We start from the raw sequence: 19,824 nt of genomic DNA, 5'->3' as shown, positions 1-19,824 counted from the left end.
GACCCCTGTCAAGAGTTTCGTCGAAGCGTATAATCTCGCCACTTGTCCCGACGTGAGGTCACGATACTGCCATGAGTTCTCCCCAGTCTGCGACGTCCGATTCCAGCGCCATGACGCCGATGTCCCGCTATCGCGCCGACCTCGAGCGCGATGACTTCAGCTATGACGCCGCGCAGGAGAATGCGGTCAAGCATCTGCAACGTCTCTATGACGATCTCCAGCGCACACCGGCTCCCAAGCCCTCGTTCGCGGGACCGGGGGAGTCGAAGCTGTCCAAGATGGCGGGGCTGTTCGGCAAGCGCAAGTCATCGGAGCCGGAGGCAAGCGACAAGCCGCGAGTGATGGGACTTTACTTCTGGGGCGGCGTCGGGCGCGGCAAGACCTATCTGGTCGACGTGTTCTACGAGTCGTTGCCGTTCGATCGCAAGATGCGCACGCATTTCAACCGTTTCATGCAGCGGGTCCATCGCGAGCTCGAAATTCACAAAGGTGAAAAGAACCCGTTGACCCAGATCGCTGCCACCTTTGCCAGCGAGGCGCGTGTCATCTGTTTCGACGAGTTCTACGTCAAGGACATCACCGATGCGATGATTCTCGGCAATCTGATGGAGGCACTGTTCGCGCAGGGCGTGGTGCTGGTGACGACCTCCAACATCGTCCCGGACGAGCTCTACAAGGACGGTCTGCAGCGGGCCCGCTTCCTGCCGGCAATCGATCTGCTGAAGCGACACTGCGAGGTGGTCAACGTCGATTCCGGAGTGGATTATCGTCTGCGCACCCTCGAGCAGGTCGAGATATTCCATTCGCCGCTCGATGACGAGGCCGAGCAGCTGCTCGCGAAGAGCTTTCGCTCGGTGGCCGGCAACGCGGGGCGCGAGAACGCGGTACTGACGATCAATCATCGTGAATTGAAGACGCGTCGCCTGCACGAGGGGGTCGTCTGGTTCGATTTCAAGATGATCTGTGACGGGCCGCGCAGCCAGAACGATTACATCGAGCTGTCGCGGGAATTCCACACCGTGCTGGTGTCGGGTGTGCCGCGCATGGGCGGAAGCAACGACGATCAGGTGCGCCGCTTCATCAGTATGGTCGACGAGTTCTACGACCGTGCGGTCAAGCTGCTGCTCTCCGCCGAGACCGAAGTCGAGTCGCTCTACACCGGGGGTAATCTCGGTTTCGAATTCGAACGCACGCTGTCACGCCTGCAGGAGATGCAGTCTCGCGACTACCTGGCGCTGGCGCACAAGCCTTGAAACGAGGGGCGGCGGTACCGTGGCAAAATCAAGGCTCGATCTTCCGTCGCCCGATCGGCTCGTGTACAATATGCGCTCTTCGATCTGTTACCGCCTTGTCGGTGACCCTCGCGGGCACCATGAGACCGGTAACCCAAGAAAAATAGGGATGGCCGAGAAGCGTTCGCTTCGACGCCCAAATACGCTTATTTGGTGAAACACTCATGAAGACGTTCAGTGCCAAGTCGCATACCGTGGAGCGCGATTGGTATGTCGTTGATGCATCGGGCAAGACGCTCGGTCGTCTGGCGACAGAAATCGCACGCCGCCTGCGTGGCAAGCATAAGCCGGAATACACCCCGCACGTCGACACCGGCGATTACATCGTCGTCGTCAACGCCGAGAAGGTGCACGTGACCGGCAACAAGGCGCAAGCCAAGACTTATTATCGGCATACCGGTTATCCGGGCGGTCTGCGCACCATGTCGTTCGAGAAGCTGATCGATCATGCGCCGGAGCGTGTCATCGAAACCGCCGTCAAGGGCATGCTGCCCAAAGGGCCGCTGGGTCGTGCCATGCACGCCAAGCTCAAGGTGTATGCCGGTACCGAGCATCCGCACGCCGCGCAGCAGCCGCAAGAACTGAACATCTGAGGGTAATCCGTCATGGCACAACAGTATTACGGCACCGGGCGCCGCAAGACTTCCACCGCTCGTGTGTTTCTCAAGCCGGGCACCGGCAAGATCACCGTCAACGATCGTGAGCTGGGTGAGTTCTTTGGCCGCGTGACCGCACAGATGGTCGTGCGTCAGCCGCTGGAACTGACCGAGACCACTGGCCAGTTCGACGTCTACGTCACGGTCAAGGGCGGCGGTGGTTCCGCCCAGGCCGGCGCGATTCGTCACGGCATTACACGCGCGTTGATGGTCTACAACGAAGAGTTGCGTCGTCCGCTGCGTGCGGCCGGTTACGTGACCCGCGACGCTCGCGAAGTCGAGCGTAAGAAAGTGGGTCTGCGCAAAGCTCGTCGTCGTCCGCAGTTCTCCAAGCGCTGATCCTGCGGGATCGCGTCTGCGCAAAACGCCCGACTTACTCAGTCGGGCGTTTTGCCGTTGGTACGATGCGTATGAGCATTTGTGCTTCCCATGGTCGCGGCGGGGACCCAGCCGGTTTGCCCGTCGTGTTACCATTGGCCATTGAATTAATGCGAGGAAAGTTTCATGGGTGTAGTGGCCAAGCGATCGTCGATGATCTTTTACTCCGGTAGTGATGATCATTTCAGCCATCGCGTCAGAATCGTGTTGGCAGAGAAGGGCGTGGCCGTCGATATCCTGGAAGTCTCAGCCGACGAGCACAACGCCGAACTGGCGGATCTCAATCCATACAACAGCGTGCCCACGCTGCTGGATCGTGACCTGGTGCTGTACGAGTCCAAGGTCATGATGGAGTATCTCGACGAGCGTTTCCCGCACCCGCCGCTGTTACCGGTCTATCCGGTGGCGCGTGCGCAGAGTCGCCTGTGGATGCACCGCATCGAGCGTGAATGGTGCCCTCTGGTCGAACAGATTCAGCAGGGTTCCAAGAAGGACGCAGAGAAGGCCCGCAAGGAACTGCGCGAAAGCCTGACGGGGATCTCGCCGATCTTCGAAGATATGCCGTTTTTCATGAGCGAAGAGTTCACGCTGGTGGATTGCTGCATTGCGCCGATTCTCTGGCGCTTGCCAGCGCTGGGCGTGGAGCTGCCCGAAAAGCAGGTTGCGCCGCTGGTAAGCTATATGGAGCGCGTCTTCGCGCGTGACGCTTTCAAGGTGTCACTATCCGAATCCGAACGTGAAATGCGTAGCTGACACGGCCGTGTCCCAAGCTGCCCCGAGAGGAGATGACATGCTGACTAGCCGTCCCTATCTGGCGCGAGCCCTCTATGAGTGGTTGCTGGATAACGAGCAGACGCCCTACGTCGTGGTCGATGCGGGAAAACCCGACGTCAGGGTTCCGCAGCAGTTCGTGCAGAACGGTCAGATCGTGCTGAACATCGCACCGGCAGCGGTGCGGGACCTGTCCATCGACAACGCGGCGGTCACCTTCGGAGCGCGTTTCAGCGGTCAGCCGATGCAGGTCGTGGTGCCAATGGATGCGCTGATCGCCATCTACGCCCGCGAAAACGGTGTCGGCATGGTTTTCGGCCAGGAGCCGGTCATGCCGAGTTTCGCCAGTGAAGAGGATGCGGCGCTGGAAGACGAAGGGCGGCCCACGCTCGAGAGCGTCGAAAGTCGCACGGAGGAAGAGGCGACCAAACCATCCGAGTCCGTCGACGAAACGGATGAGGATTCGTCCAATCGTCCCGGAAAGGGAAAGCCGTCCCTGCGCATCGTCAAGTAGGCTCTGCGTTCACCGACGTCGTGATGTCGTCGATGTTCGTGGCAAGTTGAAGCTTGAAAAAAGCCGCCGCCGAANNTTCGGCGGCGGCTTTCTCTTTCCGGTCCGGGGCCGGGCTTGGACTCAGGCTCGGGCTCAGGTCCAGACTCAGACTCAGGCGATCAATTGAGGTATTCGAATACCTTGACAATGCGCTGTACCCCACCAACGCCGGAAGCGGCGCCGGTCGCCTCGGTGGCCTGCTGCTGGGTAACCAGGCCCATGAGGTAGACCGTTCCGTTTTCGGTAATCACCCGAATCAGGTTGGCGTCCAGGTCTTCGTTGGCGACGATATTGGCCTTGATGCGGCCGGTGATCCAGGTATCGGTCATGCGCTGGCTGACCGGCGTATTGGCCGATACGGTCAGCTCGTTGTGCACCTGGCGTACGCTGCGCACGTCGCGGGCGATCTCGGTGGCCCGCTGCTTGAGATCGTCGCTGGGAACCTGGCCGGTCAACAGCACGTTGCTGTTGTAGCTGTCGACATTGACATGCGCATCGCCATAGCGGGCGTCGGAGGCGTTAAGCGCATCGAATATCTTGCCCTGGATGTTGCTGTCTTCGACTTTGGCGCCGGGCGTGCGTTCGGCGTAGTTCTCTTCCTGACTACCGGTGGCGCATCCGCCGAGTGTCAGCAAGCCAATCAAACAGGAGGAAACGATCAGGGTTCTTTTCATGGGGGCTCACTCGTTGCTGCCAAAAAGCTGTTGGTCGATCAGATCGCACAGACAGTGGATCACCAGAAGGTGGACTTCCTGAATGCGCGCGGTGGAAGTCGCGGGAACGCGAATTTCGCAATCTTCCTGGCCAAGCAGGGAAGCCATGTCGCCGCCGTCGCGACCGCTCAGGGCAACCACGCTCATTTCGCGGTCGTGGGCAGCCTGGATGGCCTGAACCATGTTGGCCGAGTTGCCGCTGGTCGAAATGGCCAGGAGGATGTCGCCGGGTTGACCTAGAGCGCGGATTTGCTTGGAGAATACGTCGTTGTAGCTGTAGTCGTTGGCGATCGACGTCAGTGTCGAGGTGTCGGTCGTCAACGCCAGTGCCGGCAGGCTCGGGCGCTCGCGCTCGAAGCGATTGAGCAGCTCGGAGGAGAAGTGCTGGCTGTCGCCCGCGCTTCCGCCATTGCCGCAGGCAAGAATCTTGCCCTCGCTCACCAGGCATTGAACCATCATCTGGCTAGCCACTTCGATGAACGGCGGTAACACCTCGCTGGCGTAGGTCTTGGTATCGATGCTTGAGTTGAACAGATCGAGAATGCGTGCTTGAAAATCCATGAGTTGCCTATCGGGGCCTGGGTCAATATGCGTCGAAGGCGGATCGAATCCAGTCGAATTCGAGCGCGGGCAAGCTTCCGGTCACGCCAACGACGTCGAAGCGGCAGGGGCATGATAGCCCGTGTGCGTGAAGATAAAAACGCGCCGCCTTGATGATTCTTCGCTGCTTGGCCGGGGTGATCGTTTCGAGCGGGTTGCCGTAGTCGCTACGCCGACGATGTCGCACCTCGACGAAGACCAGATCATCGCCATGCTGCATGACCAGATCGATCTCGCCACCCTTGGCGTGCTGATTGCTCGCAACCAGCACCAGGCCATGGGTTTCGAGCCAGCGGGCGGCGGCCTGTTCGACCTGCTGCCCGAGTTGGCGGCGATTGATCGATGTGGATCGATCAGTTGGCATCTGACGAGGGGGTGGACGGTGGGTTGGCGCCCGACGACTGGATGGTGCGATCTTCTTCGGCATCGAGCGCGGATCCGTTGAGGCTGCCGTTGGCCGAATCCGGCGAACGAGACAAGGAGGCGCCTCGCTCGTCAGCGCGGACCCGATTCGATGTCGCGCGGCTCGGGACCGGCGTCAACAGCGGCTGGGGGCTGCCGGACTGGAAGACGGCCCATGGCAGCGTGCGCTGGATGCGGCCGTCGTCGGCAGCCTGCAGCATGCCGGTGGCACCGAAGATCTGCGTATTGGGCAGGGCCTGGATCAGCGGCAGGCGCCGGGCGAGTTCATAGGCGTCGACGCCCATGGCGTTGAGCTTGAGCAGCCCCGGATCATCCTGGCTGGACAGCTGCTGGTAGGTGGAGCCGAACGGCAGCGCATCGGCGCCCCCGGTGGCGGCATCCGGAATCATCCACGGGATATCGACGAACTGCACGCCATTCAGATCGTGATCCGCGCGTGGCTGGGAGATCCCTTCATAAACGTGCGACGTAGCGTACACCGATAAATTGCCGGCGTAGTAGAAGTCCAGCGTGGGCGGCACCTGGCGGGCATAGCTGGGCAGCGCCAGAAGGAACAGCATGTCCATGCTCGAGGGGTCGCTGTTCAGCAAGTTGCGCACTGCGGTAGCAACCGAGCCCGAGGGGTCGTAGCTGACCACCGAGGCGACGTCGCCACCTTCACGTTCCCAGCCTTTGCGGAACGCGGCCAGGACGCGGGAGCCCCAGTCATTGTCCGGAACCATGATCCCGGCGCGTGAGTGACCGTCGAGATAGGCGCGATGCGCTACCTGGCGCGCTTCGTCTTCCGCGGAGAGGCCGTACTGGAACAATTTGGCGGCCTGATTGTGAGCATGCTCGCCGTAGTTCAGCGCCAGAGTGGGTAGCGGAACGCTGCTGCGAGTTTCCAGCTCACTGACCTTGCTCTTGTCGAGCGGCCCGATGACCGCTTGAGCGCCGGCCATAGTCGCCTGGGCATAGAGGGCATCGGTATCCTGCTCGCTGGAGTCGATGAAGGTCAGCTGCGGCGGGCGTTCTCCCTGCGCCTCGGCGTCGCGAGCGCGCGCTTCCAGGCCTTGACGGATGGCCGAGGCCACATTGGCCAACGGACCGCTGCTCGGCAGGAACACCGCGATCTGGTTGATCTTGTTGTCCTCGACTTCGCGCAATGTCGTCAGATCCTTGGGCAGGCGCCGGTTGGCCGGGTGGTCCGGATAGCGGCTGCGCCATTGATCCAGGCGGTCGAACAGGTTGGAAATATCGCTGCTGCTGGTGCGATAGAGGCGGGCGAGATTCACCCAGCCCTGAGTGAGTGAGTCGTTGCCCGAGGTGGCCAGCGCATCGAGCGCAGTCGGGCTGAGGGTCGATAGCGGCTTCCAGATTTCGTCGTTCAGCTCGTAAGGGGCATCTTCGCGTTGCAGACCGATCAACAGGCGGGCGGACGCTTCCGGTTCGCCGACCATGTTGAGGGCGATACCACGCCGGTAACGCAGCGTCTGGCGATCGTCGCTGGAGAGGTTGCTGGTGCTGTCGAGGATGTCGGTGGCGCGAATCACGCTGTCGCCTTCCTCTTCGTTCAACGCGCTATCGGAGAGTACCAGGGCCCAGCGGATTCGCTGTGCGTCGTCGAGCTGGCCCTCGTTAATCTGGCTGGCGATCTGGAGCGCCTGCGCCGTGTCGCCCTGGCGTGCTAGGATATCCGCCGCCTCGAGACGGGAGGCGGCAGCCTGCTGGCCGCTCTGGCTGTTGGCCTGATCGAGCAGTTCCTGAGCGCTTGGCCCACTGGTGCCTGGCATCATGTTCTGCCCGGCACAGCCAGCCAGCATCAGGAGTGCGATCAGTGGCAGAAAAAGTTGCCGCAGCGCATAACGCATAGTGTCTATCCCTTTACGTGTTGAGGGTCTTGCGCTGTCGATACCGGTCATCGCTGAGCCGGAGATCGAGAGCGGCAGCTCGAAGACTCGAGGCGCTGACCTGTTCCCGTTCCGTGGGCGGCTTCGGCATTTCGTTGGCCAATGCTGGCTGCCCGTCGCTGCCTCGCGGAGGCTTCCTTGTTGAACTGAAAATCGAGTCTGCCGTTGGCAGTCGTCGATGTCTGAATGCACGTCAATCCGGATGGTACCGAATGAGCGAGACAAAGGAAGGCGTATTGTACGTGGTCGCCACGCCGATTGGGAATCTCGAGGATATCAGCGCCAGGGCGGGCCGGCTTCTTTCGGAGGTCGACGCGATTGCGGCCGAGGATACCCGACATACCCAGCGCCTGCTGCGTCATCTGGGAATCGAGCGTCCGCTGATTTCACTCCATGAACATAACGAAACCGCTCGCGTGGAGCAGTTGCGCCGACGCCTGATCGAGGGGGAGTCGCTGGCACTGGTGAGCGATGCCGGCACGCCTTTGATCTCGGACCCGGGCTTCGTGCTGGTTCGGGAGCTGCGCCGGGCGGGTTGCCGTGTGGTTCCGGTGCCCGGTCCCTGTGCGCTGATCGCCGCGTTGAGTGTGGCCGGGCTGCCGACGGATCGTTTTACTTTCGAGGGATTTCTTCCCGCCAAGTCGGGGGCGCGCCAGAAACAGTTGGCCGCCGGAGCGGCTCGCGCCGAGACGCGGGTGTTCTACGAGTCGCCGCACCGAATTCGCGATCTGCTCGCCGATCTTGCCGCGGTGGTCGGCGAGCGCCGGGTGGTGCTGGCGCGTGAGTTGACCAAGACCTTCGAGACATTGCTGGAGGGCTCCGCCACCGAGTTGCTGCAACGGATGGAAGAGGATCCGGATCAGGCGCGCGGGGAGTTCGTGGTGATGCTGGCCGGTGCGCCGGCCAGGGGCGAGACCGCCGACGATGCCGAGGGTGAGGCGCTGATTCGGGCGATGCTCGCCGAGGACGTCGGGGTCAAGACCGCGTCTGCCGTGGCGGTGCGTCTGCTCGGTGGGCGACGTAAGCATTGGTATCAGCTGGCGTTGACGCTGAAATCCGACCCCTAGATTCCCGTCGGGCGGTTCGTCACCCGACTGTCGTTATCTGCCTCTCTTCACCTGGCTGTCGAGCTGCTGTGTTCGTCTCGCCGCTATGTTTCCTGGGCGCTATGTCCATTTCGCCGCTATGTTCGCCTGGTAGTAATGTCCGTTTCGCCACTAAAAGTGTCGGCGTCGGGCGACGTTTCCATGCCAATCTTGGCGGCTTTCGTCGATCGCGACAATGCCGCCTTGAGAGGGCTCCGGGGGGCTGCTATTCTTGCGCGCTTGGGAGTTGGCCAGACAGTCGCCGCCGGCATTGCCGGGGGAGGAAAGTCCGGGCTCCATAGGGCGAGGTGCCAGGTAACGCCTGGGCGGCGCAAGCCGACGGCTAGTGCAGCAGAGAGTAGACCGCCTAAGCAGCGTATTCGCTGCCGGTAAGGGTGAAAGGGTGCGGTAAGAGCGCACCGCGCGCCTGGTAACAGTGCGTGGCAAGGTAAACCCCACCTGGAGCAAGACCAAATAGGGATCCGTTGGCGTGGCCCGCGCTGGATCCGGGTAGGTTGCTCGAGAGACGTGGCGACGCGTTTCCTAGATGAATGACTGTCTTAGACAGAACCCGGCTTATCGGCCGACTCCCTCTCCGATTTTTGCCGTTCGACACCGAGATCCGCATGCTGCACCGCGACAACGCTTCAGAGGCACCCTCAGGCGGTACGGCAGATCGCCCCGATTTTCGTCATACCAGCGTTCTGCTCGAGGGTGCCGTGGATGCCTTGGTGCAGTCTCCCTCGGGTGCCTATCTCGATGGGACTTTCGGTCGCGGCGGCCATTCCCGCGCGATCCTGTCGCGTCTCGACGGTCACGGCCGGCTGATCGCGATCGACCGCGACCCTGCCGCCCTGGCCGTTGCCTCCGAGATCGACGACGCTCGATTGACGGTATGCCAGGGTGTCTTTGCCGAGCTGGACCGCCACGCGGCGGCGTGCGGCGTCCATGGCAGCCTGAGCGGTATTCTCCTCGATGTCGGCGTTTCTTCTCCCCAACTGGACGATCCCGAGCGTGGGTTCAGCTTTCTGCGTGATGGCCCACTAGACATGCGCATGGACCCGACCTCGGGCATCGGTGCGGCCGAATGGATCGCGCGCACCGGCGACCAGGAGATGGCTCGCGTCTTCAAGACCTACGGCGAAGAACGTTTTGCCAAACGCATCGCCCGCGCCATCGTCGCCGCGCGGCAAGAGGCGCCGGTCCAGCGTACCCACCAGCTCGCGGAGATCGTCAAGGCGGCCCACCCCGCCTGGGAGAAGGGCAAGCATCCGGCGACGCGGGTCTTCCAGGCGATCCGCATTCACCTGAACGATGAACTCGGGCAGCTGGAGCGGGCACTGGATGTGGCGCTCGACTCGCTGCAATCGGGAGGGCGACTGGTCGTCATCAGCTTTCATTCGCTGGAAGACCGGCTGGTCAAACGTTTTATCCGGGATCAGGCGCGTGGCGATACGCACCTGCCTCGCGGCATGCCGATCCGCGAAGACCAGCTCAACAAGCGTCTCAAGCCGGTGGGCAAGGCGATGCGTGCCAGCGACAGTGAAATCGATGCCAACCCGCGCTCGCGTAGTGCGGTGATGCGTATCGCCGAGAAGCTGGGACCTGCCGTCGAGAAGTCGAGACCGCCTGCCGAGAAGTCGAGTTAAGGAGCCCCATGGCCGTTCAAGGACGACACCGCCTACTGCAAACCGGTGACTGGCCATTCGCTCGGCGCCCGAGTGGTCGCGCGCTGCTGCTCGGCGCGGTACTCGTTGCGGTTCTGATCACGGCGGTTGCCGTCATCAGTACGTCTCACCTGACCCGCGTGCAGTACGCCAGATTGCAGAAACTGGAAAACCAGCGCGACTCTCTACAGACCGAGTGGGGGCGACTGTTGCTCGAGGAGAGCACCTGGTCATCGCCGGCACGGATCGAAGCGTTGGCGAGCAAGCGCCTGGACATGCGCGTGCCGAGCGTCGATGAAGTGAAGGTGATTCATCCATGAGTGCGACGCGTCGCAGGCCACCGGGTAGATCGCGTCGGCCGGAAGGTCCGCTGGGCGCGGGGCGTTACTGGTTCATGCTCTTCATCATTCTGGTGGCCCTCTCCGCATTGGCCGGTCGTATCGTCTATCTCCAGGTGATCGATCGCAGCTTTCTTCAGAATCAGGGCGACGCTCGCACCTTGCGGGTCGAGACCATCGGTGCCCATCGGGGAATGATCAGCGATCGCAACGGTGATCCACTGGCGATCTCCACTCCGGTAGTGACGCTGTGGGCCAACCCCAAGGAATTGCCTCAGGATCCCATCCAGCAGACCTTGCTGGCCAAGGCGCTGAAGATCGATCCCCAGCAGCTCGAAGATCGGATCGAGCGCTATTCCGACCATGAGTTCATGTACCTGCGGCGGCAGTTGACGCCCGCCGCGGCCAAGCCCGTGCTCGATCTGCAGATGCCCGGGGTCTATTCGCGTGACGAGTACAAGCGCTATTACCCGGCGGGGGAAGTGGCGGCCCAGGTCGTGGGCGTGACCAATGTCGACGACAAGGGGCAGGAAGGGCTCGAACTCGCCTACAACCGTTATCTGACCGGTCAGCCGGGCAAGCGTCGCGTGCTCAAGGATCGCAAGGGGCATCTGGTTCGCGATCTCCATTTGATCGAAGAGGCCAAGCCGGGCGGCGATCTCACACTGTCGATCGATCTGCGTCTGCAGTACATGGCCTACCGGGAGCTGGCTGCGGGAATCCGGGAGAACGACGCCGATGGCGGCTCGCTGGTGATGCTCGATGCGCGTACCGGCGAGGTGCTGGCGATGGCCAACCTGCCCTCCTACAACCCCAACAATCGCGGTGATGTCGACGTTCGCGGGCTGCGCAACCAGGCGGTCACCGACGCCATCGAACCCGGCTCGGTGATGAAACCGCTGGCGATGTCGGCAGCGCTGGCTACCGACAAGTACACCCCGGATACCATCGTCGACACCACGCCGGGCTGGATGGTGGTGGACGGCTATACCATCAGCGATTTCCGCAATTACGGCAAACTCGATCCTGCGGGAATTCTGTTCCACTCCTCCAACGTTGGCATGTCGCATATCGCGCTGTCGCTGCCCCAGGACATCATCTGGAATCGTTATCGCGAACTGGGGCTGGGCCAGTCACCCGGCACCGGCTTTCCCGGGGAAAACAGCGGCAGTCTGCCGTCGCTGACCAATCTGCCGCGCAGCGTTCAGGCCGCCATGGCCTACGGTTACGGCATCGCCGTCACACCGCTGCAGCTGGCGAGCGCCTATACGGCCATCGCCAACGATGGCAAGCGCCTGTCGCCGTCGCTGCTCAAGCTCGACGGTAGCCCCGAGAGCCAGCAGGTGATCTCGCCGACGATCGCTCATCAACTGCTCGGCATGATGGAAAAGATTGTGCAACCCAACGCCGGCGGCCACATGGCGATGGTCCCGGGCTATCAGATTGCGGGCAAGACCGGCACCGTGCGCAAGGTCACGAGCTCCGGCTATCAGGAAAAGGAATATCGAGGCCTGTTCGCGGGTATCGCTCCGGCTTCCGATCCGCGAGTCGTCACCGTGGTGATGATCGACAACCCCAAGAAGGGTGACTATTACGGTGGCCTGGTTGCCGCGCCCGTGTTCAGCCGTGTGGTCGGCAGCGCCCTGCGCCTGCTCGATGTTCCGCCCGACGCCCCGTCCAAGGCGGAGAAACAGGAGGCGTCCCGATGAAAATCGATGCGACGCGGCTGGCGACAACGCTGGCCGAGCTGTGGCCGGATCTCGCCGTGGCGTCTCGCCTGGCGACCTGGCTGCCGGCGACGACCGAACTGAGGCTCGTGCAGGATAGCCGCCAATTGCAGCAGGGCGATCTGTTTCTGGCGGTGCCTGGCGTCAGTGTCGACGGGTGTCACTTCATTGAAACCGCGTTGCAGGCCGGTGCTGTCGGCGTTCTGTGTGAAGCGGATGGGCTGGATTCGACTTGGCTGGCGGACGATCGCGTTCTGGCGCTGCCGGGATTGACGCATCGTCTGGCCGCGCTGGGTCGCGGGCTGTTTGCGGTGCCGGAGACGCTCAAGCTGATCGGTGTCACCGGCACCAATGGCAAGAGTTCCGTGACCCACTACATCGCCTCGTTGCTGGAGGCGCTGGGCACGTCGGCGGGGGTGATCGGTACGCTGGGCTACGGCCGGCCGGACGCCATTCGTCCCGCGCTGCAGACGACGCCGGGGCCGTTGGCGCTGCAGCAGATGCTCGGCGAAATGGCGCGCGAGGGCGTCGAGGTCGTGGCAATGGAGGTTTCGTCCCACGCGCTGACTCAGGAGCGGCTGGGCGATACGCGGGTCGACGCGGCGGTTTTCACCAATCTGAGCCGAGATCACCTCGATTATCATGGCAGCATGGCGGCCTACGCCGCGGCGAAGGCACGGCTGTTCAAGAGAGAGTCGCTTCAGCTTGCCGTGGTCAACGGCGATGATCCCCTGGCGCGGCTGATGCTGGCCGGTCTGTCGTCCGGTGTTCGAGTGCTGGCGACGGGCAATGGCGAAGCGACGACGCTGCGAGTCGTCGATTGCGAAGCGCTGCCCAACGGTCTGCGCGCGATCGTCGCCACCCCCGATAACGAAGGCGTGCTCGAGCTGCCGCTGATGGGCCGCTTCAATCTCGACAATACGCTGCTGGCCATGACCACGCTCTATGGCTTGGGCTATCCGCTGGAATCCCTGTGGCAGGCCGCCGGCGGACTTCGGCCGGTGCCGGGGCGCATGCAGCGTCTGCCACGCGAAGAAGGCGCGAAGGTGCCGGTGGTGGTGGTGGATTATGCCCACACGCCGGACGCGCTGGAGAACGCCCTGTCCGCCTTGCGCATGCATTTGCCCGCCGCGAACGGGGGCGAGCTGTGGTGCGTGTTCGGCTGTGGCGGCGATCGCGACAGTGGCAAACGTCCCCTGATGGCGGCGGCGGCCGAGGCGCTGGCAGACCGAATCGTCGTGACCGACGACAATCCGCGTAGCGAGGATCCACAGTCGATTCGCGATCAGATCGTCGAGGGGCTGTCGGACACGGCTCGCGTGCGCAGCTGGGCCATCGCCGGCCGTGGTCAGGCGATCGAGCGCGTCATCGCCGCCGCCGGTCCCGACGACATCGTGTTGATCGCCGGCAAGGGCCACGAGGACTATCAGGAAATTGCCGGGGTGCGCCACGACTTCAGCGACGTCGATGTCGCGGCGCGAGCCTGCCGGGCACGGGAGGCGGTTCAATGAACGGCAGACTCAGTACCATCGCCGCGCAGCTGGGTGCCACGCTGCGAGGGGCTGACATCGAGTTCTCGCGGGTCGTTACCGACACCCGGGCGCTTTTGCCCGGTGACCTGCTGGTCGCGCTAGAAGGAGAGCGCTTCGATGCGCATGATTTTCTGTCCCAGGCGCGCGAAAAGGGTGCGGTGGGGGCGATCGTCTCCCGGCCGGTCGACGATTCGCTAACACAGATCGAAGTGCCGGATACGCGGCTCGCGTTGGGGCTGCTGGCGCGGGCGCATCGGCTGGCCTGGGATGGTCAGCTGATCGCGGTGACCGGCAACAGCGGCAAGACGACGGTCAAGGAGATGCTGGCGTCGATCCTGCCGGCCCGCGCGCCGACGCTGGCTACACGGGGCAATCTGAACAACGACATCGGCGCGCCGCTGACCCTGCTCGAGCTTAGCGCGGAGCAGCGCTATGCGGCGATTGAGCTGGGGGCCAATCATCTGGGAGAAATCGCCTGGACGACGGCGCTGGCCAAACCGCAGGTCGCCATTATCACCAACGTCACCGGCGCGCATGTCGGGGAATTCGGCGGGCTGGGGCAGATCGCCCAGGCCAAGGGCGAGATTCTTGCCGGATTGCCGGTCGACGGCTGTGCCGTGCTCGACCGCGACGAGCGCTACTTCCCGGTGTGGCAGTCGCTGGCCGGACGCGCCCGGGTGATCGATTTCGGTATCGATACCGGGGCCAGCGTCGTCGCCGATGATCTGGTTTGTGACGCGGCCGGGCGTTATGCTTTCACGCTTCACCTGCCGGGCGAGACGCCGGTGCGGGTCACGCTGTCATTGATGGGCCGGCACAACGTGCGTAACGCACTGGCCGCCGCGTCCGCGACACACGCCCTGGGCTTCTGTGGCGCGGAAATCGCCGCCGGGCTCGAGGCCTGTCACAGCATGGCCGGAAGGATGCAGGCGCTCGACGGCATTCGCGGCAGTCGGGTGATCGACGATAGCTACAATGCCAACCCCGGCGCGATGCGAGCGGCGCTCGAGGTGCTGGCTTCGCTGCCATCGCCGCGCTGGTGTTTTCTCGGCGCGATGGGCGAAATGGGGGCTGACGCCGAGCGTCTGCATGCCGAGGTCGGGCGCGCAGCACGCGACCTCGGCATCGAGTTTCTGGGGACGTACGGCGAACCCGCACGTGCCGCCATCGAGGCCTTCGGTGACGAAGGCCGTCATTTCAATGACTGGGCAACGCTCGAGCGTTTTGCCCAGGATCAGCTTCCTTCCCGGGCCAGCGTGCTGGTCAAGGGTTCGCGTAGTGCCGGCATGGAACGACTCGTTGCCGCACTGCGTGACGATGCCTCAAGGTGAATCTGACTCATGCTGCTTTTTCTGGCTGAACTGCTGACCCATTTTCAAAGTGCTTTCAATGTTTTCGGATACCTGACCCTGCGCGTGATTCTGGGCACGTTGACAGCGCTCTTCCTGAGTCTGTGGATGGGACCACAGATGATTCGACGTTTGGTCGAGCGTCAGATCGGTCAGGCCGTGCGCGACGATGGCCCACAGTCGCATCTGTCCAAGGCCGGCACGCCGACCATGGGCGGGGCGCTGATTCTGGTCTCGATTGCCGTGAGCACGCTGCTGTGGGGCGATCTGACCAACCACTACGTATGGCTGGTGCTGGCGGTGACGCTAGGCTTTGGCGCCATCGGCTGGGTCGACGACTACCGCAAGGTGGTCGAGAAGAACCCTCGCGGTCTGCCCGCGCGGTGGAAATACTTCTGGCAGTCGGTCATCGGGCTCGGCGCTTCGATCATTCTTTATTTCACCGCCGCGAGCCCGGTCGAGACCAGTCTGATCGTGCCGCTGTTCAAGGACGTGGTGATGCCGCTCGGCGTGTTCTACATCGTCGTGAGTTATCTGGTCATCGTCGGCAGTTCCAATGCGGTCAACCTGACCGATGGTCTCGACGGGCTGGCGATCATGCCCACCGTACTGGTTTCCATGGGATTGGCGGTGTTCGCCTACGCCAGCGGCAACGCGGTGTTCGCCAACTATCTACACATTCCCGAAGTGGCGGGCGCCGGCGAGCTGGCGGTATTTTGCGGCACCATCGCTGGGGCCGGGCTCGGCTTCCTGTGGTTCAACACCTATCCCGCCCAGGTCTTCATGGGGGACGTCGGTGCGCTGGCGCTGGGCGCGGCGCTGGGTATCGTCGCGGTCATCGTGCGTCAGGAGATCGTGCTGTTCATCATGGGCGGGGTGTTCGTGATGGAGACGGTGTCGGTCATCCTACAGGTCGGTTCCTACAAGCTTACCGGTCGCCGGATCTTCCGCATGGCGCCGTTGCACCACCACTTCGAACTCCAGGGCTGGCCGGAGCCGCGGGTGATCGTGCGCTTCTGGATCATCACCGTGATCCTCGTCCTGCTGGGGCTGGCGACCCTGAAGCTGCGTTGATGTCATGAGCGATCAGTCGGGGATTGCGCGAGTCGTATCGCGTTCGAAGAAGGACGACGGAAGTGGGGCGATGCCCTGGCTGGTCGTCGGGCTGGGGATATCCGGCCGGGCGATCGCTCGGTTTCTGCAGCAGCGCGGTGAGCGCTTCGTGGTAGCCGACACGCGGGCAGCGCCGCCCGGCATCGACGCCTTCCGCGAGGCCTATCCGGACGTCGAGATTCATCTCGGCGATCTGGCGGCGCTGGATCTGTCGAGCTTTGCCGAGATCATCGTGAGTCCCGGCGTCGATCTCGGCCGCAGCGGTCTGGCCGCGGTACGCGATCGCGTTATCGGGGAAATTTCCCTGTTCGCGCGCCATTGCAGGGCACCGATCGTGGCGATTACCGGATCGAATGCCAAGTCCACGGTGACCACGCTGGTCGGTGAGATGGCTCGGGAGGCGGGCAGACGAGTGGCCGTGGGCGGCAATCTGGGGGATGCCGCACTGGATCTGCTGATCGATCATCCGGATGCCGAGCTGTTCGTGCTCGAGCTTTCGAGCTTCCAGCTGGAGACGCTAGACGCTCTGGGCGCGAGCTGTGGCGCTTTCCTCAACCTGTCCGCCGATCATCTCGATCGCCATGGTGACATGGCCGGATACCGGCACGCCAAGGCGCGAATTTTCGAGGGCGCGGCGCATGTCGTCGTCAACGGCGAGGATCCCGCCACCTGGCCGGACGACACCTCGTTGCCTTGCGAGCGCTTCACGACGCAGTCGCCTGCAGGCGACGCCTGGGGGATCGCCAGTCCGGGTAGCGTGCCAGGGGAGACGGAGGCCACGGGCGAGTGGCTGTGCCATGGCCGGCAAGCCTTGATGCCGGTCAACGAGCTGCGCCTGGCCGGGCGTCACAACCAGGCCAATGCGCTGGCGGCGATGGCGATCGGACACGTCGTCGGCTTGCCGCTGGCGGTCATGCGCGGTGTTCTGGCCCGGTTTGCGGGCCTTCCCCATCGCGGTGAGATCGTCGCCGAGCGTGGCGGCGTGCGCTGGATCAACGACTCCAAAGGCACTAACGTGGGCGCGACCCTGGCGGCGATCGCCGGGTTGGGAAAAACCTTGACCGGGCGCTTGATCTGGCTGGGTGGCGGGGTCGGTAAAGGGGCGGATTTCGCGCCGCTGGCGGCACCGCTCGCCCGGCACGCTCGCGAGGCGATCGTCTTCGGTCAGGATGCGCCATTGCTGGTCTCGGCGCTCGAGTCGCAGGTAGCTACGTGGCGTGTCGAGACGCTTCTGCAGGCCATGCGCCGGGCGGCTTCGATCGCCGAGCCCGGAGACTGTGTGTTGTTGTCACCCGCTTGCGCCAGTCTCGATCAGTTTCCCAACTATCTGGCGCGGGGCGAATCGTTCCGGAAGATTCTCGATCAAGGACAGGAAGTCGCATGTTGAAAGCCATGTTGAGGACGTCGCAGGATCGGCTCACCACGCGGCATCACGCATTCGATGGCTGGCTTCTGCTGGCCACGCTTTCGCTGATGCTGATCGGCTGGGTGATGGTGACCTCCGCCTCGACCGAAATCGCCGCCAATCTGACCGGCAACCCTTATTACTTCAGCATTCGGCATGGCATTTTCGTGCTGGCGGCGATCGGGGTCGGCCTGGTCGCCGTGTGTCTGCCGCTGGACTGGTGGCGTCGAAAGGGGCCATTGATGCTGATCGGCGCGCTGCTGCTGCTGTTCTTGGTGCTGCTCGTGGGCCGCGAGATCAATGGTAGTCGCCGCTGGATCCCGCTGGGTATCATCAATATTCAGGCCTCGGAAGTCGCCAAGCTCTGCTTGATCGTCTACGTAGCCGGCTACCTGGAGCGGTATCTACCTGAGGTTCGCCGAAGCTGGGGCGCGTTCATGCGCCCATTGGCGGTGATGGCTTTGATCGGCTTCCTGCTGATTCTGGAGCCCGACTACGGGGCCGTCGTGGTGCTGACCGGCTGCGTGATGGGAATGTTGCTGCTCTCGGGTGCCCCGTTGTGGCGATTCCTGCTGATCCTGGCCGTCGTCGGCTCGGGGGCGGTGATGCTGGCAGTGGCGGAGCCTTATCGTCTTCAGCGCATCACCAGTTTTGCCAACCCCTGGGCGGACCAGTACAACACCGGCTACCAGCTGACTCAGGCGCTGATCGCCTTCGGTCGCGGCCACTGGTTCGGCCTGGGGTTGGGCAACAGCGTTCAGAAGCTGTTCTATCTACCCGAGGCGCATACCGATTTCGTCTTCGCCGTGCTAGCGGAAGAGCTGGGACTGTTCGGCGCCATCGCGGTGATTCTCCTGTTCGCGCTGCTGGTGTTCCGCGCGTTCCGGATCGGACGCAAGGCCGAGCTGGCCGGGAACCCGTTCGCGGCCTACCTCTGCTACGGCATCGCGCTGGTCATCGGCGCCCAGGCGTTCATCAACATCGCCGTCAGCTCCGGCATGCTGCCGACCAAGGGCTTGACGTTGCCATTGCTGAGTTACGGCGGCTCGAGCCTGATCATCAGCGGCATCATGATGGCCATTCTGTTCCGGGTAGACGCCGAAGTGCGGCGACTGGGACGGCGACCGAAGCCCGACGACGATTCCCGTCCCGATTTGAATTCCCGTCCTGAAACCGACATCGGGCCCGGCATCCGACCGGCGCGCGGCACGATGGAGCCCGATCATGAGTGAACTAAAGCGCGTCCTGATCATGGCCGGGGGCACCGGCGGGCACGTCGTACCGGCGCTGTCGCTGGCCCGGGCCCTGCGCGAACGTGGTGTCACGGTAGAGTGGCTGGGAAGCCCGCGCGGGATCGAGAACCGTCTCGTTCCCGCTGACGGCATTCCGCTGAACCAGATCGATGTGACGGGACTGCGAGGCAAGGGGTTGGCCGGCTGGCTGGCGATTCCGTGGCGTTTGACGCGTGCCATCCGGCAGTCGCGCCGGGTGATCCAGCGTTTCGACCCGCAACTGGTCGTCGGCCTGGGCGGGTTTGCCAGCGGTCCCGGCGGGCTGGCGGCGCGATTGAGCGGCAAACCATTGGTCGTCCATGAACAGAATGCCGTCGCCGGACTCACCAACCGCTCACTGGCGCGGCTGGCGACGCGCGTCTACGCCGCCTTCCCGGGGGCGTTTCCCGGTGGCAAGGCCGAGGTGGTTGGCAATCCGGTGCGCGCGGATATCGCCGCGTTGGGCGAGCGGCCCCGAACGGCCGAGCAGATGAACGGCCGTGCGCTGCGCCTGCTGGTGCTGGGCGGCTCGCTAGGGGCGCAGTCGCTCAATCAAAAATTGCCGGAAGCACTGGCGGCGCTGACGTTGTCGCCGCGGCCCGAGGTTCGTCACCAGGCCGGGCGCGACAAGGACGATGTCACACGAGACGCCTATCGCGCGGCCGGTGTCGCAGCCGAGGTCAGCGCTTTCATCGACGATATGGCCGAGGCCTATGACTGGGCGGATATCATCGTGTGTCGCGCCGGGGCGCTGACCATTGCCGAGCTGTCGGCAGCGGCCAAGCCGTCGTTGCTGGTGCCGTTTCCGCACGCGGTCGACGATCACCAGACCCATAATGCGCGCCATCTGGTCGAGGCCGGTGGCGCCGAGTTGATCCAGCAGGCCGAGTTGACCCCTGAACGTCTCCAGGCGGCGCTCGAGTCACTTTTACAGCCCGACGTGCTGGCGCGAATGGCGGTCCAGGCTCGGCGGGTAGCCCACCTCGATGCCGTCGATCGTCTGGTCGACGGCTGCATGGAGATCGATTTTGAGCGATAGCATTCAGACGCGTCCGACGCGAT

19 protein-coding genes and 1 other RNA gene are annotated in these 19,824 nt (G+C 63.4%); 16 read left to right on the top strand and 4 right to left on the bottom strand.

The genetic code is table 11. The annotated features are described in order from the left end of the window. The first annotated feature begins 71 nt into the window (after nucleotides 1-71). The 5 genes from zapE (at nucleotide 72) to DOM58_RS13020 (ending at nucleotide 3,611) form a co-directional block, all read left to right on the top strand. A complete protein-coding gene (gene zapE / locus DOM58_RS13040) occupies nucleotides 72-1,253 on the top strand; it encodes a cell division protein ZapE (RefSeq protein ID WP_245392268.1) in 1,182 nt (393 codons plus the stop codon). A 203-nt stretch (nucleotides 1,254-1,456) separates the two neighbouring features. Next, the gene (gene rplM / locus DOM58_RS13035) at nucleotides 1,457-1,885 is read left to right on the top strand and encodes a 50S ribosomal protein L13 (RefSeq protein WP_075563121.1); all 429 of its coding nucleotides are present in this window, start codon (nucleotides 1,457-1,459) and stop codon (nucleotides 1,883-1,885) included. Nucleotides 1,886-1,897: 12 nt separating this feature from the next. Continuing rightward, nucleotides 1,898-2,287 carry a 30S ribosomal protein S9 gene (gene rpsI / locus DOM58_RS13030; RefSeq protein WP_075563122.1) on the top strand — a complete coding sequence of 130 codons (390 nt, stop codon included), beginning with the start codon at nucleotides 1,898-1,900 and terminating at the stop codon, nucleotides 2,285-2,287. A 165-nt stretch (nucleotides 2,288-2,452) separates the two neighbouring features. Then, nucleotides 2,453-3,079 carry a glutathione S-transferase N-terminal domain-containing protein gene (locus tag DOM58_RS13025; RefSeq protein WP_075563123.1) on the top strand — a complete coding sequence of 209 codons (627 nt, stop codon included), beginning with the start codon at nucleotides 2,453-2,455 and terminating at the stop codon, nucleotides 3,077-3,079. Nucleotides 3,080-3,116: 37 nt separating this feature from the next. Beyond that, on the top strand, nucleotides 3,117-3,611 hold the full coding sequence (locus DOM58_RS13020) for a ClpXP protease specificity-enhancing factor (protein WP_110693204.1): 495 nt from the start codon (nucleotides 3,117-3,119) through the stop codon (nucleotides 3,609-3,611). A gap of 158 nt (nucleotides 3,612-3,769) precedes the next feature. Here the strand turns inward: DOM58_RS13020 and DOM58_RS13015 are convergent, their stop codons facing one another. Genes DOM58_RS13015 through DOM58_RS13000 form a run of 4 tightly spaced genes read right to left on the bottom strand, consistent with a single transcriptional unit; the run spans nucleotide 3,770 to nucleotide 7,236 of the window. After that, on the bottom strand, nucleotides 3,770-4,324 hold the full coding sequence (locus DOM58_RS13015; RefSeq protein WP_110693203.1) for a BON domain-containing protein: 555 nt from the start codon (nucleotides 4,322-4,324) through the stop codon (nucleotides 3,770-3,772). 6 nt (nucleotides 4,325-4,330) lie between these two features. After that, nucleotides 4,331-4,924: a phosphoheptose isomerase gene (locus DOM58_RS13010; protein ID WP_075563126.1), complete on the bottom strand. Its 594-nt coding sequence runs from the start codon at nucleotides 4,922-4,924 to the stop codon at nucleotides 4,331-4,333. Between the two features lie 22 nt (nucleotides 4,925-4,946). After that, nucleotides 4,947-5,327, bottom strand: a complete 381-nt coding sequence (locus tag DOM58_RS13005; protein WP_110693202.1) for a YraN family protein — start codon at nucleotides 5,325-5,327, stop codon at nucleotides 4,947-4,949. Next, complete coding sequence (locus DOM58_RS13000) at nucleotides 5,317-7,236, bottom strand: penicillin-binding protein activator (protein WP_110693201.1); 1,920 nt, start codon at nucleotides 7,234-7,236, stop codon at nucleotides 5,317-5,319. The genes DOM58_RS13005 and DOM58_RS13000 overlap by 11 nt, the downstream gene beginning before the upstream one ends. A gap of 251 nt (nucleotides 7,237-7,487) precedes the next feature. Between DOM58_RS13000 and rsmI the strand changes: the two genes are divergently transcribed. From rsmI to murG, 11 genes are all read left to right on the top strand, one after another. After that, the gene (rsmI, locus tag DOM58_RS12995; RefSeq protein ID WP_110693200.1) at nucleotides 7,488-8,342 is read left to right on the top strand and encodes a 16S rRNA (cytidine(1402)-2'-O)-methyltransferase; all 855 of its coding nucleotides are present in this window, start codon (nucleotides 7,488-7,490) and stop codon (nucleotides 8,340-8,342) included. Between the two features lie 261 nt (nucleotides 8,343-8,603). Continuing rightward, nucleotides 8,604-8,955, top strand: an RNA gene (gene rnpB / locus DOM58_RS12990) — RNase P RNA component class A. A gap of 31 nt (nucleotides 8,956-8,986) precedes the next feature. Then, nucleotides 8,987-10,009 carry a 16S rRNA (cytosine(1402)-N(4))-methyltransferase RsmH gene (rsmH, locus tag DOM58_RS12985; RefSeq protein ID WP_110693347.1) on the top strand — a complete coding sequence of 341 codons (1,023 nt, stop codon included), beginning with the start codon at nucleotides 8,987-8,989 and terminating at the stop codon, nucleotides 10,007-10,009. 8 nt (nucleotides 10,010-10,017) lie between these two features. Continuing rightward, complete coding sequence (ftsL, locus tag DOM58_RS12980) at nucleotides 10,018-10,347, top strand: cell division protein FtsL (protein ID WP_075563130.1); 330 nt, start codon at nucleotides 10,018-10,020, stop codon at nucleotides 10,345-10,347. Next, on the top strand, nucleotides 10,344-12,074 hold the full coding sequence (locus tag DOM58_RS12975) for a peptidoglycan D,D-transpeptidase FtsI family protein (RefSeq protein ID WP_110693199.1): 1,731 nt from the start codon (nucleotides 10,344-10,346) through the stop codon (nucleotides 12,072-12,074). The genes ftsL and DOM58_RS12975 overlap by 4 nt, the downstream gene beginning before the upstream one ends. Next, the gene (locus DOM58_RS12970) at nucleotides 12,071-13,603 is read left to right on the top strand and encodes a UDP-N-acetylmuramoyl-L-alanyl-D-glutamate--2,6-diaminopimelate ligase (protein WP_110693198.1); all 1,533 of its coding nucleotides are present in this window, start codon (nucleotides 12,071-12,073) and stop codon (nucleotides 13,601-13,603) included. The genes DOM58_RS12975 and DOM58_RS12970 overlap by 4 nt, the downstream gene beginning before the upstream one ends. After that, nucleotides 13,600-14,955, top strand: coding sequence for a UDP-N-acetylmuramoyl-tripeptide--D-alanyl-D-alanine ligase (locus tag DOM58_RS12965; protein WP_110693197.1), 1,356 nt, complete (start codon nucleotides 13,600-13,602; stop codon nucleotides 14,953-14,955). The genes DOM58_RS12970 and DOM58_RS12965 overlap by 4 nt, the downstream gene beginning before the upstream one ends. Nucleotides 14,956-14,964: 9 nt before the next feature. After that, nucleotides 14,965-16,047, top strand: a complete 1,083-nt coding sequence (gene mraY, locus DOM58_RS12960) for a phospho-N-acetylmuramoyl-pentapeptide-transferase (protein WP_075563134.1) — start codon at nucleotides 14,965-14,967, stop codon at nucleotides 16,045-16,047. 70 nt (nucleotides 16,048-16,117) lie between these two features. Further along, nucleotides 16,118-17,473: a UDP-N-acetylmuramoyl-L-alanine--D-glutamate ligase gene (murD, locus tag DOM58_RS12955; RefSeq protein ID WP_110693196.1), complete on the top strand. Its 1,356-nt coding sequence runs from the start codon at nucleotides 16,118-16,120 to the stop codon at nucleotides 17,471-17,473. Continuing rightward, on the top strand, nucleotides 17,467-18,723 hold the full coding sequence (gene ftsW / locus DOM58_RS12950) for a putative lipid II flippase FtsW (RefSeq protein ID WP_245392267.1): 1,257 nt from the start codon (nucleotides 17,467-17,469) through the stop codon (nucleotides 18,721-18,723). Before murD ends, ftsW begins: the two co-directional genes overlap by 7 nt. After that, entirely contained in the window at nucleotides 18,716-19,801 is a 1,086-nt protein-coding gene (murG, locus tag DOM58_RS12945) for an undecaprenyldiphospho-muramoylpentapeptide beta-N-acetylglucosaminyltransferase (RefSeq protein WP_110693195.1), read from the top strand. Before ftsW ends, murG begins: the two co-directional genes overlap by 8 nt. Nucleotides 19,802-19,824 lie beyond the last annotated feature (23 nt).

The organism is Salinicola halophyticus, assembly GCF_003206695.1.
Lineage (GTDB): Bacteria > Pseudomonadota > Gammaproteobacteria > Pseudomonadales > Halomonadaceae > Salinicola > Salinicola halophyticus.
The sequence above is the reverse complement of the archived record's forward strand: the minus strand, read 5'-3'. Positions and strand labels throughout refer to the sequence as shown.